Source organism: Roseivirga sp., assembly GCF_965216855.1.
GTDB lineage: Bacteria > Bacteroidota > Bacteroidia > Cytophagales > Cyclobacteriaceae > Roseivirga.
Genome location: NZ_OZ244204.1, coordinates 1,089,708 through 1,103,272, shown reverse-complemented (window position 1 = coordinate 1,103,272; position 13,565 = coordinate 1,089,708). Strand labels below are relative to the sequence as shown.

The window sequence follows — 13,565 nt, the reverse complement described above, 5'->3', positions numbered from 1 at the left end:
AAAACTCAATTCATGAAGAAACTTATCACGTTAATTTTTGCCCTTGTAATAACAGGGCTCCAGGCGCAGGAAACTCCGCGTTGGATTCGCTATCAGTCTATATCGCCTGATGGTCAGAATATTGCCTTTACTTATAAGGGTGATCTGTATGTGGTTCCATCATCTGGTGGAGAGGCCAGACAAATTACATTTCACGAAGCACATGATTACATGCCTGTTTGGAGCAAAGATGGTCAGCAAATAGCTTTTGCTTCAGATAGATATGGCAATTTCGATGTATATGTAATGAATGCAGCCGGAGGTGCTGCAAAAAGGCTGACTTTCCATTCTAATGACGAAAGTCCGTTTTCATTCTCTCATGATAACACGTCTGTCATCTTTGGAGCACAGCGTATGGACACTAAGGAACACAGACAGTACCCAACAGGCTCTCAACCGGAGCTCTATTCTGTTCCTGTTATGGGAGGTCGTGTAGATCAGATATTTACTATTCCCGCAGAGCATGTTCAGGTGAGCAAAGATGGAAACACCATGGTCTATCACGACAAAAAAGGAGGAGAGAATGAGTGGAGAAAACACCACGTTTCATCGATCACCAGAGACTTATGGATTTACGACAAGTCAACGGATACGCATAAAATGCTGACTACCCGTGCGGGAGAAGATCGTCAGCCGGTTTTTTCTGCCGATGAGCAGTCAGTTTACTATCTCAGCGAGGCTAGTGGAACATTCAATGTTCATAAGATGAACCTGAGCAACCCTTCACAAAGTCAGCAACTTACATCATTCGACTTACACCCGGTACGTTTTCTGAGCTTTGGATCAGGTACTTTGGCCTTTGGGTATGATGGTGAATTGTACACTATGAGAGAAGGAGGCCAGCCACAGAAAGTTAATGTTACTATCCGCACGCAGGAAAAAGCCAATGCCGATAAGTTCATCAGTATTAATGGTGGTGTTCGTGAAATGGCTATTTCTCCCAATGGTAAAGAAATTGCATTTGTAGCCAGAGGAGAAGTGTTTGTTACCTCAGTAGATGGTTCTTTGACCAAGCGAATTACGGATACACCTGAGGCAGAGCAGTTTGTTACTTTCAGTCCTGATGGTAAATCAGTGGTGTATGCTGCTGAACGAGATGGCAAATGGAGCATTTTCAAAACAACCCGTCAAAGAGAGGCTCAGGAGCCATTCTTCTTTGCTTCAACTTTGATTAGTGAAGAGCCATTATTCACGGTAGATGTAGACGCCTATATGCCTAATTTTTCACCTGATGGTAAAAAACTGGCTTATATAAAGGATCGTAGAAATTTGGTTGTAAGAGATATGGCTTCAGGTAATGAAACCAGTCTGCTTACAGAAGACGACCTCTTCCATATGCGCGATGGAGATAAGTACTTCACCTGGAGTCCTGATAGTAAATGGTTGCTCGTAGACTGGAGTAAGCTGCTCAATAATAGCGAAGTCCTCTTGATGGCCGCTGATGGTTCTCAGCGCATTAACCTGACTGAAAGTGGTTACTATGATTCTTCGCCTAAGTGGGTGAATGAGGGTAAGCAGATGATTTGGTTTAGTAATCGTGATGGATTAAAAAGCTTAGCCACCAGCGGAAGAAGTCAGTCCGATGTTTATTCAATGTTCTTTACTCAGGAAGCTTATGATCAGTTCAATATGAGCAAAGAAGATTATGACTTAATGAAGGAAATCGAGAAGGAGACCAAGAAGGAGGAGCCTAAGGAAGAAGAGTCAGATAAGAAGAAAAAGAAAGAGGAGCCGAAAAAGGAGGAAAGTAAAGACCTGAAATTCGATTGGGATGGAATGAAGGAGCGTAAGGAAAGACTCACCATCCACTCATCATATTTGGGAGATGCCGTACTATCGAAGGATGGAGAGAAACTTTACTACCTGGCCAGCTTTGAAGCAGGACAGAATCTTTGGGTAACCAACCTGAGAACCAGAGAAACCAAACAGGCCATTCGCTTAAACACTGGTTTTGGGGCCATGACCTGGGATAAGGACATGAAGAACCTGTACCTGCTGAGTGGGGGTAGAATATCAAAGATTGACCCAGAGAGTGGCAAGCAGGAAGGTATTACCATCAGAGGTGAAATGACCTATGATGCGGTTGCTGAAAGAGCTTATATGTTCGATCATGTGTGGATCAGAACCAAGAATATTTTCTATGAGCCGACTTTCCATGGTATCGACTGGAACCTGATGAGAACAGAGTATGCTAAATACCTGCCGTCTATTGGTAATAGTTATGAATTCTCAGAAATGCTTTCAGAAATGTTAGGTGAGCTAAACGTATCACATGCCGGAGCCCGCTATGGTACCAGCATAGAAAATGCAGATGCTACAGCTTCATTAGGTATCTTCTTCGATTACAATCATGAAGGTAATGGTATCAGCATTACAGAAGTGATAGAAGGAGGGCCGCTGGATAAAGCCAAATTCAATGTAGAGGCAGGAATGATTATTCAGAAGATCGATGGAGAAACCATTACTACTGATAAAGACCTTGCGGCTTATTTGAATAGAAAGGCTAACCGTTTCACCCTTTTGGAAATCACAGATGCCAATGGAGAAAACAAGCAGGAGATTACCATGAAACCTGTTTCGCTGGGAGCAGAGCGTAGCTTACTCTACAACAGATTTGTAAAAATCAATGCAGCAGAGGTAAAGGAGAAATCAAACGGCCAATTGGGCTATGTGCACATACCGGGTATGAGCGATGGTCCTTACCGTGATATTTTCGAAGACATGCTCGGTAAATACTATGAGACTAAAGGTGTAATTGTTGATACCCGATTCAATGGAGGAGGAGATCTGGTGGCTGACCTGGCTATGTTCTTTACCGGAGAGCCATTCATTACCTATGCTACGGCTGCCAAGGTAGTAGGAGGAGAACCTACTTCACGATGGACCAAGCCAACTCTGGCCATGTTCAATGAATCGAATTACAGTGATGGACATTGCTTTGCACAGGGATACACAGACCTGGAAATTGGTGAAACTGTAGGAATGCCTGTACCGGGTACTTGCTCTTTTGCCGGTTGGGAAGGTTTGCCTGACGGAGGCCGTTGGGGTGTTGTGCCGGTAAGTGCTAAAGATAAAAGCGGTCGCTGGATGGAGAACCTTCAAACAGAGCCAACCATCAAGGTCAAGAACATGCCGGGCTTAATTGATGAGGGACGTGATGAGCAATTAGAAAGAGCTATTGAAGCCTTACTTCAGACGGTAAATAATTGATCTGTCGGTTGAAATATTCAGCCGTTAGTTTGAAAAAGTATCATTCTAAAACAGAGTCAACTTGATATGACTATTATTTATTAAAGGAGAGCTTCTTCTGAATGAAGTGATATCCGAAATGGTTTAATGCCAGTTTTAAATCCTAAAAAGGGTGAAGTATAAATAAGACACTCACCCTTTTTTAATTATTAATTGTATTATATATGGAAATTTAAAATTAGATTTCCATATATTTATCTTTATTAAATCTTTAAAATCAAATGGACGGTTTGAAACGAAGGTTAGCCATCAACCTAATATCAATCTTACTTATCACTTCAATCAGCACTCTTTCAACTGAGTGTTACTCCAAATCCGGAACGTATATTTCTTTATCAGGCAGAATCACTACCATCGCTGGAAAGGAGAGCTATTCGGATCCGGTCAATTCATTAAAGAGGTCATCGAGAATTCCTGACAATAATGCTCCGGTTATGCTTGCCGATGCCGGTGAGCAGTTCGATATCAACGAAGACTCGGGGAATGACAATGGTACCGGAGCCGATGGAGATGATGACGACATCAACAACTCCAATAACCCACCGATTCTGGTAGCTGATTTAATCAAGGATGGTTACATCACTGACGCAGATGCTTCACCTGCCTTAGAGTCTATTGCTGTGGTGGGGATCATAGCCGGAAATCTGGTCAACTGGCAATATTCCATTGATGGTGGGTCCACCTGGAACAGTTTTGTTGAGACAGGGACCGAATTTGACGATATCGCTGCTCAAGCCAGGTTATTGAGAAGTACAGATCTTATTCGGGCAGTAACCAAACCCAATCTTTCAGGTTCTACCACCTTGCTATTCCGTGCCTGGGATGAAACCGAAGGAGAGGCAGGTGGAACAATCAATGCCAACTTCCGCGGTGGAAGTACTTCCTTGTCAGAAACCCAGGGTTCTGTAAGTCTCACCGTTAATCCGGTCAACGCAGTACCTGGTTTTGTGCTCAGAACTACCTTGAATGTTGGTCAGTCTTCAGGTTCAGTTTCTGTTCCTTTCTTTGCTTCAGAAATTACAGATGGCGACCCGGATAAAACCCAGCAGGTTTCTTTTAATATAACCGGCAATGATAATCCTGATCTGTTTTCGGTGGCTCCTTCCTTTGCATCTAGTGGTACTTTAACACTAACCCCAAACCCGACCAAATTTGGCATAGCTAATATTACAGTCAATATTTCTGATGATGGGGGGACAGAAAATGGAGGAGTAGATACTTCTGCCGATCAATCCTTTAAAGTCTATGTCCTGCCCAGTGGTATTTCAATCAATGAAGCACATCCTGCCGCTACCAGTACTCAGGAATTTGTGGAGATCTATAATGGTGGCTCAGCCGAGGTAGATCTATCCGGCCTTGTATTGGTACTTTTTAATGGTTCAAACGATCAGGCTTATAAAGACATCGGTTTGTCGGGAACTTTGGGTGCCAATGATTTCTACGTCATCGGAGATGCAGATGTGCCCAATCTTGACCTTTCCTGGGGTTCTACTGATCTGCAAAACGGTACCGATGCTATTGCTCTTTATTTAGGGTCAGAGTCTGATTTTACCAGCTCATCAGCCCCAACCAGAGATGGGCTGATCAGTGTGCTCTATTATGGCTCATCTTCCGATGAGGGCCTTCAAGCCGGCCTGGGAATAATGGAACCTACTGAGCCGGGAGATGATCTTAATGCCATTGCCAGGAAATCCGATGGTGGCTATCCATTTGTTTTGCAGGAACCAACTCCGGGTGAGTCCAATGCTACTTCTCCACCAACGGTGAGTTTTGTATATGGTGATAATGTAGACAATTATTTCAAGTCAGGTGCTGAGATTTTCATAGTCATCTTTTTCGATCAGACAGTAGAGATAACCGGAACCCCACGATTGCTTCTGGAAACTGGAGACGTAGATCGCTATGCCGAATATTCATCAGGTTCAGGTACCGATGCCATCTACTTTTCTTATACAGTGCAGCCGGGAGATAATGCTCCGGCACTGGATTATAAGAGCTCGAATGCTTTGGAGCTCAATGGAGGCACCATCCAAAATGCTACCGGACTTGATGCAGTGCTGACTTTGATGGAACCCGGTGGAGGATCATCCCTGTCATCAATTTCATTCATCGTAGTCGATAGTACACTACCCACTGTGAGTGGGGTCAGCAGTTCTACCGATAACGGAACCTATACAATCGATGATTTGATAGAAATCACCGTCACTTTCAGTGAACCTGTATTGGTCATCAACACACCACAACTGATTCTTGCGACCGGAGATACAGAGGCGATAGCCTATTATGACTCGGGTTCAGGCACTTCAACCCTCACTTTTGAATATTATGTTTGGGAAGGAGAGAATTCTCCCGATCTGGATTATGTGGATATTAACTCATTAGTCCTTGATGGCGGAACGATTATAGACTATGCCGTTAATACGGCTGATCTAACCCTCCCGGTTCCCGGTGAGGCCAACTCACTTTCTCAGAACAAAGACATCATTATTGATACCTCAGGACCAGTCGTTGTTTCAGTTCAGGCGCCTGATGCGAAAACTTATACATTGGGACAAACCCTCGACTTTGTCATTCATTTCAACGAAGCCGTCAATATTGATCCGGGCACAAGTGATTTGGCAGCTTTAAATATTTCTGTGGGTGAATTGGCCAGAAAGGCTATCTATTCCGGTGGAAATGGGACATCGGCTCTGACCTTTAGCTATACCGTCCAGGCTGGGGAATCAGATCTTGACGGTGTTGGAATTGTTGATTTCACACTTGGAGACGGCAATATCACTGATATCATTGGCAATGACCTGTCCGTCACTGACTTGGTCAATGTGGCCTCTTCTGCTGAGGTGCTGGTTGACGGTCGGCCAACAATAGAGTTTAATAACACCAGTTATTCGGATGATGAGTTTGTGGATGCAAGTTTCGAGACACTCGTTCTATCGGGTGCAACCATAGTTGATGTGACTGTGGATATTACTTTTACAGGTACTGCCTCCGGAGATGGCTCTGATTATTCGGGTTTGAATTTTACAGAAACTATACCTGCCGGTACGATTTATAAGGATGTAAATATATCTGAAATAGTAGATGATCTACTCGATGAATTCGATGAGACAGTGATTATAACAATCTCCAATCCGGTGAATGCCATTCTGGGAGAGAATACCGTATTTACTTACACTATCATTGATAATGATGATGAGCCTGTTGTCGGCTTTGCTTCATCAGCCGGAAGTGGAGGAGAAGAAATCAGCAGTGCCTCTGTATCTGTTGAGCTGAGTCAGGTGAGTGGAAAGGATATTCAGGTTGACTACAGCATTTCAGGAAGCGCCACCGGTGCAGGAACAGACTATGCGCTGGCCAATGGAACGCTTACCATTCCAGCCGGTGCTTCTAGTGTATCGATTGATATTTCCGACATCAATGATGATATGCTCGATGAGTTTGACGAAACCATTGTCATTACTTTATCTAACCCGATCAATGCATCATTAAGTGCAGAAACCATATATACCTATACTATTCTGGACAATGACGAAGCTCCTTCAATCAGTTTCCGGACTGCTGGAAGCAGTCAATCAGAAGAGCAGGAAAATGCCGCTATTCAGGTTGACCTAAGTGCGGCAAGCAGTAAAGAAATCACAGTGGATTATGAGGTGAGTGGAACCGCCTCAGGGTTCGGTGCTGATTATACTCTGACCAATGGAACCCTTACTATTTCTGCCGGGTCAACCAGTGCAGAGATCATAATAGCCGGAATTGTCAATGACGCTATAGATGAAGAAGATGAAACGGTGGTCCTTACCCTATCAAGCCCTGTAAACGCCTCATTAGGACTCAATGCAATACACACCTATACGATTATTGATGATGATCCGGAACCTACGGTCATTCTTTCAGTCGATAACACAACTATAGCAGAAGAGGGTGGTGAAGCGAGATTGACGGCAACACTTTCGGCTGTTTCCGCAAAAGATGTCACAGTCTCTCTGGAGTACACCGGAACTGCTACCATTGGTTCAGATTACAACAACACGGTCAGCACCACATTCCTGATTCCGGCTGGAAGCCTTTCGGCAGATGGCGGGGTTACCATTTTGGCAAGCTCAGATACTGATCCGGAAGCCAGCGAAACCATTGTTGTCTCCATAACAGGAGTCACCAATGGGGTAGAAGATGGCACGCAGGAAGTCACGATAACCATAACCGATGATGATGCATCAACCATCAGTTTCGTCTCAACCGAAGCAAGCGGTCTTGAAAGCATTAGCTCGGCTGAAATTGCAGTAGAGTTAGACAAGGTAAATCCTCTTGATATCACTGTTGATTATACCGTAACCGGTACGGCTTCAAGCGGAATCGATTATACCCTTACTTCCGGCACCCTTACCATTAGTGCAGGCACAACCAGCGGAACAATTAATATAGCTGATATAGTAGCCGATGAAATTGTCGAGACAGACGAAACAGTCATTATTACTCTGTCTGATCCTGTCAATGCATTCCTCGGAGTCAACACAGTTCATACTTACACCATTACCGATGATGATCAGGCTACAGTCACTATCGGAAATATATCAGTTGCTGAGGAAGAGGGAGTTGCGACTGTAACCTTAACACTGGACAAAGCGGTAGACGGAGGCTTTACCCTTGAATTAAGTACAGCTGACGGAACCGCCACAGCAGACGATGGAGACTATATAGCATTAAGTGGTCAGGAGGTAGTTTTTGGCGGAATTGCCGGAGAAACTCAAGAAGTCAATATCACTATCGGGTCAGAGGCCAAACTGGAAGCCAATGAGAGCCTGACGGTTTCAATGGATGGTCTTAGTCCGGTTACTGTTTCTTCATCAGACATAGATATCACTGGTACAGCAATCGTCACCATTACTAACGATGATACTGCAACAGTAACCATAGAGGACGCAAGTGGAGTGGAAAATGAGGGAGCCATTACTCTCACAGCCACTTTGAGCAATGCTGTACAGGGGGGCTTTACAGTTGATGTGAATGCTACTGATGTTACTGCATTTGTGGGAACAGATTATTCATTATGGGCAGGTCAAACCCTAACTTTTGTCGGAACTGAGGGAGAAACCCAGTCCTTCACCATCACCCCCATCAATGATGACGTAGAGGAAGTCGATGAGACATTCATCATTAGCATGAATAATCTAGCGTCCACTTCTTTAGTCATCGATATTTCTGCCGAAGCTACAGTTACCATCCTCAATGATGATGACAATACTGCTCCTTCAGGCTATGCTGTTGAATTTGATGATGTGCTCATTGGTGGAGGAGAAGCCTCTATCTCAAGTTTTACTTTCGCAGGGGCTGAGATAGGAACTACCTATAACTACACCGTCAGCTCTGGCAGTGGGGGTGCGGACATCACAGGTTCGGGAGCAATTACTATGTCTACACAACAGGTAGTTTTGGCTGATCTATCTGGCCTCGAAGACGGTATCTTGACTCTGTCCGTTACACTGACTGATATATATGGTAACACCGGTATAGCAGCAACTGATCAGGCAACACTTGATACTACAACGCCCGCTGCTCCGGTGATTACCGTGCTAAGTGAGGATACCGGCTATAGTAATAGTGATAAAATCACAAGTGATAATACCCCTGATATCAATGGAATTGCTGAAGCTAATTCAATTATAGAAGTCTTCGTTCACGGCAGCTCAGTGGGAATTGCTACTGCTAACTCCTCAGGAGAATGGGTTTTGATATATGATGCTATAAGCAGCCCTCTGGCTGACGGCACAATCTCGGTCAGTGCCCGGGCGACAGATGAAGCAGGAAATATAGGCCCACATAGCCTTGCTGTCAATGTCACCATCGATACTTCGGCTCCTGAAACTCCAATTATTCTTGGTTTTTCAGGAGACAGTGGTTCAAGCAATACAGATGCCATTACGAATGATCAGACCACTATGGTAGTGAGGGGAACGGCCGAAGCTAATGCCTCCTTAACCATGACCTTCAATGGAACAACTTTCTCAGATATCTCAGTTGATGGAAATGGTGACTGGTCATTAGACCTGAGTGGGCTATTTGCTGAAGACGGTACGAAAACACTAGAGGTAATAGCATCAGACCTGGCAGGGAATAGTAGTGGAGAAGCCACTTACCATATCACTTATGATACCCAGGCACCGACTGTTCCGACCATAGGCCTTGCTTCAGAGTCTGATTCAGGTAAAAGCAATACCGATAACCTGACCAATGATCCGACTCCAACTATCCAAGGCCAAACGGAAGCCGGAAGTCTCGTAGAAATATTGCTCAATGGAAACAGCCAGGCCTTTGTAATGGCAGACAGTAATGGGGACTGGACCTACTCGGTCTCCGGTGATCTGAGTACAGGTGCCAATAGCTTTAAAGCCAAAGCTACCGATGTGGCAGGCAATACCAGTGATGAAAGTGTTGTTCTGACGGTCGTAGTGGATCTGTCGGTTAACAACCCTGAGTTCAGCCCCGCTGATGATGCTTTATATATCAGTCCGAATACCAACCTTGTGTTGACTTTTGATGAAGACATTAACAAAGGAATCGGAAATATCAGCATCAAGAGAACCAGTGACAATAACTTAATTGAAACGATCAGTGTGGTTGACACTCAGGTAAGTATTTCAGGAGGGGAAGTCATTATCAACCTTGAAGATGCATTACTTTCTTCGGCTACTGAATTTTATGTACTGATTGACGCAGGAGCTTTTAAGGATAATGCAGGTAACAGTTATATAGGAATCAGCAATAATACGGATTGGACATTCACTACCCTGGATGCACCCACCGTGACCTCTGTTGCCGTTCCATCAAAAGGTACTTATGGCATAGGATCTCATCTGGATTTTGAAATTAACTTCAGTTTACCAGTGACTATTACCGGTTCACCTGATATACCACTTACTATAGGAGATGAAACTGTAAGTGCTGGATTATACGGTACTGTCAGCAATAGCTATACCGCCACCTTCCGCTATACAATTACTGAAGGGAATGAAGATTTAGATGGTATCAGCCTGGCTTCATCCATTAACCTGAACGGTGGCACCATAGTAGATGAGTTTGGTGTCAATGCTACCCTTGGCCTAAATGGACTGGGGGCAACCGCAGGCATTTTGGTAGATGGAATCAAACCACAAGCGGCTATTACCAGTACTGTCAGCGAATTAACCAATGCTGCCTTTACAGCTACTTTTACTTATAATGAGTCGGTAACAGGATTCGAACTCAGTGATATCACGGTCACCAATGGTACGCCCAGCAACCTGACGACCGTGACTGCCGGGAAGGTATGGAATGCAACTATTACCCCTTCTACCGATGGAATTTGTACAGTTACCCTCGAAGCCGCTGTAGTGCAGGATGCTGCTGGCAATTCCAGCAAGGCCGGTAATATAGTCAGTACTACTTTTGATGGGACTGCCCCCAAAGTGACGGCAATTACAAGGGTAGACAAAGAGCGGCTGGCTACAGGTACAGCAAGTGCCGCTTTCGAGCTTGTATTTAGTGAAGAGGTTTTTGGTGTAGACGTGACTGATTTGGCGATCCACTCAACGGGATCAGTCATGGCCACGGTGAGTTCGGTGATAGCCTCAGATACTCATACTTATGCAGTGACAATTGACGGTATTTCTGGTGAAGGTACTCTGGGCCTGACTGTAAAGACTGATGGAAATATTAAGGATGCGGCTGGAAACCCACTTTCGACAGCCTTTTCAGGGGAGGTCTATAAAACCAACTTTGCTCCTAAAGATATTGGACTCACTGAAACCAGCATTCAGGAGAATAATGTCTTGGGAGCAATTGTTGGGACTTTGAGTACGGAAGATGCGGATGTTTCAGATAGTCATAGTTATAGCCTTGTTTCAGGCGAAGGAGATGAGGATAATGCCAGCTTTACCATTTCCGGAGCAAACCTCATGGCAGCAGTCAGCTTTGATTATGAGACCAAAACCAGTTACCATCTCCGGGTTAAAGTTGATGATGGTTTCGGAGGAACTTTGGAAAGAACCTTCGAAATTCTGATAACTAATCAACCTGAGGCATCCCTTTCCATTGAAGGAGATGAAATCTTTCCTGAAACTGGATTAGCATTGACATCAGTTATCACATGGACATTAAGTAACAGTGGTGATGCTGCTACAACGGTCAACATAGTTAATCCCATTGCTGCTTTCAGTACAAGTGCGGAGGAAATAACACTTGATGCTGGTGCAAGTACCAATCTTACAATAAGCTTCACACCGGTATTGGTAGAGGAATATTCCGGAGAAATCATATTTAACTATACGGTTGTCAATGCCACAGAGAGTAGCCTCTCGAAACCTCTTTCGGGAACCGGAATAGTAATTACCGGATTGGAGGTTCCTCAAATCACGGATCAGGGCATCAGTATTTTTCCCAATCCCACATCTGATTTTGTCACAATAGACCTGAAGTCACTTCAGGGATTACCGGTCAATATTCAAGTGGTGAATGCTGCAGGGGTAGTTATAGAGACGAGGATGGAGTTTAAAAAGCCTGAGCTGAGAATCGATCTAACCGGATATGAGAATGGATTATATATTATTCAATTCAGTAACAGAGAGTCTCTGGTAAGGAAAAAAATAATGATCAGGAAATAAGCTTTAAGAATAACAATTGGAGCATATGGACATAAAGGAAAAAGAATATCGAATCAGGAAAAGGGAGAAAATAACTGCCCGGATCATAGTCACTTACTGCATTATCATAATGCTGTTGTTACTGGCCTTTTCCTGTAGAAATAAAAAGGGGCCGGCCGAACCTAATCCTCAGGAGCTGACCTTTGAAAAACTGGCAGGCCAATGGGAGTTAGGCCAGTTCGGAAGTATACAGGTAGATGGGGTGAATTTAAGTGTAAACTACCCTGGTTTTGCCCTTTCCTTCGGAGAGCAAACCTACACAACCACCAATGCAGGTCAACTTTTTAAGTCTGGTGGTACCTGGGAATGGTTAAACGAAGAGGCAACTCAGATATCTCTGGATGATGGAAAGGTGATTACTATCAATTCGCTAACCACTGATCAATTCGTTTTTAGTTTTACCAAGTCAGATGGCCCGGTGTCGGCAGGTATAGCAGGTAGCTATCAGATTACCGTGGAGAAATGAGCCTAAGACTGTAAGTGATTTGGAGAAATTTTGATTATTTCGCTCTAAACACATTAGTCTTGAATACGGATAAGCATATTGTTCAGCAGATAGCAGAATTCATTAAAAGCATTGGGTTGAAAATTGAAAGGTCTGATATACCCAGCGAAACCTTTGTTCCTGGTATCCATATTGATCAAGGGGTGATTCTTTATGATGAATCAAGACTTAGCTACCCGGGAGACCTCCTTCACGAGGCAGGTCATTTGGCTCTGATGAAATCTGAAGAAAGAGCAAACGCATCTGGAGATCTGGAACCGGGGGAGGGGATGGATATCAATAGTTTGGAACCAGGCGCTATACTTTGGAGCTATGCTGCATTGAAGTACCTTAATTTAGATCCACATGTTGTTTTTCATGAAGCAGGATACAAGGGCTCTTCAGAATGGTACATCGAGAACTTCGAGTCTGGCAATTACATCGCTTTACCATTGCTGCAATGGATGGGGCTGTGTAGAAGCGAAGAGGAGGTTGCGAAAGGTCAGGCGGGGTTTCCTGTACTTACGAGGTGGTTAAGAGATTAATTATCAGAAGCTGTATTTGAATTCATCAATATCCTTTTCGCAGAGCCTGCTTACAAGGTTTTTGGTTGCTGTTGAATAATAATCACGATAGGCACTGGTCAACCGATTATTGTTCAGCTTGGGAATTTCATTGATGGGCATTTCAAGATATTCAAGTACTGCTTTTACATCATGTTCGTAATTTTCATATCTGTAAATTTGGTTGGCTATCTTCCCATTAGCCTCTGGTGTTAAGTAATCTACCTGATTAAATAGAAAGCTTCCGCATAAGCGTGACTCTTCTGCCTGAATCAAGTCTATAAATGTGATAAAATCTGTTTTTGTTTGAGCACGGCTTTGGACAAGAAGGTACCATGACATTATTCTTTCCCAGGGGTTACGAACCATGGAAAAAACGAAGAAACTATCGTTATACTCGGGATAGCATTTTGCTAAACAATTGAGCCGACAATGTTGGCTGAGTATTATATCATTCGGTTGTTTAGCCTGATGTAGCAGACTACTAATAGTGCTTCCTCCGGTCCGGTGAATGTGAATAAAAGCAACCTTTCTTTGTTGAGTCATTTGGGTAAT

Annotated in this window: 5 protein-coding genes; 4 read left to right on the top strand and 1 reads right to left on the bottom strand. The window is 43.9% G+C overall.

The window, feature by feature from the left end:
- The first annotated feature begins 12 nt into the window (after positions 1–12).
- The 4 genes from ACOOEY_RS04820 to ACOOEY_RS04805 all read left to right on the top strand — a co-directional run bounded on the left by ACOOEY_RS04820 (position 13) and on the right by ACOOEY_RS04805 (position 12,992).
- On the top strand, positions 13–3,249 hold the full coding sequence (locus tag ACOOEY_RS04820) for a S41 family peptidase (RefSeq protein ID WP_420387539.1): 3,237 nt from the start codon (positions 13–15) through the stop codon (positions 3,247–3,249).
- Positions 3,250–3,518: 269 nt separating this feature from the next.
- Entirely contained in the window at positions 3,519–11,924 is an 8,406-nt protein-coding gene (locus tag ACOOEY_RS04815) for a Calx-beta domain-containing protein (RefSeq protein WP_420387538.1), read from the top strand.
- Positions 11,925–11,949: 25 nt separating this feature from the next.
- A complete protein-coding gene (locus ACOOEY_RS04810) occupies positions 11,950–12,429 on the top strand; it encodes a hypothetical protein (RefSeq protein ID WP_420387537.1) in 480 nt (159 codons plus the stop codon).
- A 59-nt stretch (positions 12,430–12,488) separates the two neighbouring features.
- Positions 12,489–12,992, top strand: coding sequence for a hypothetical protein (locus ACOOEY_RS04805; RefSeq protein ID WP_420387536.1), 504 nt, complete (start codon positions 12,489–12,491; stop codon positions 12,990–12,992).
- A gap of 3 nt (positions 12,993–12,995) precedes the next feature.
- On the opposite strand, the gene ACOOEY_RS04800 is transcribed toward ACOOEY_RS04805, so the two are convergent.
- Complete coding sequence (locus ACOOEY_RS04800) at positions 12,996–13,556, bottom strand: sulfotransferase family 2 domain-containing protein (RefSeq protein ID WP_420387535.1); 561 nt, start codon at positions 13,554–13,556, stop codon at positions 12,996–12,998.
- Positions 13,557–13,565: the final 9 nt, after the last annotated feature.

Coding starts and splice junctions, on each gene's coding strand:
- ACOOEY_RS04820 (WP_420387539.1), top strand. CDS start 13: ATGAAGAAACTTATCACGTTAATTTTTGCCCTTGTAATAACAGGGCTC.
- ACOOEY_RS04810 (WP_420387537.1), top strand. CDS start 11,950: ATGGACATAAAGGAAAAAGAATATCGAATCAGGAAAAGGGAGAAAATA.
- ACOOEY_RS04800 (WP_420387535.1), bottom strand. CDS start 13,556: ATGACTCAACAAAGAAAGGTTGCTTTTATTCACATTCACCGGACCGGA.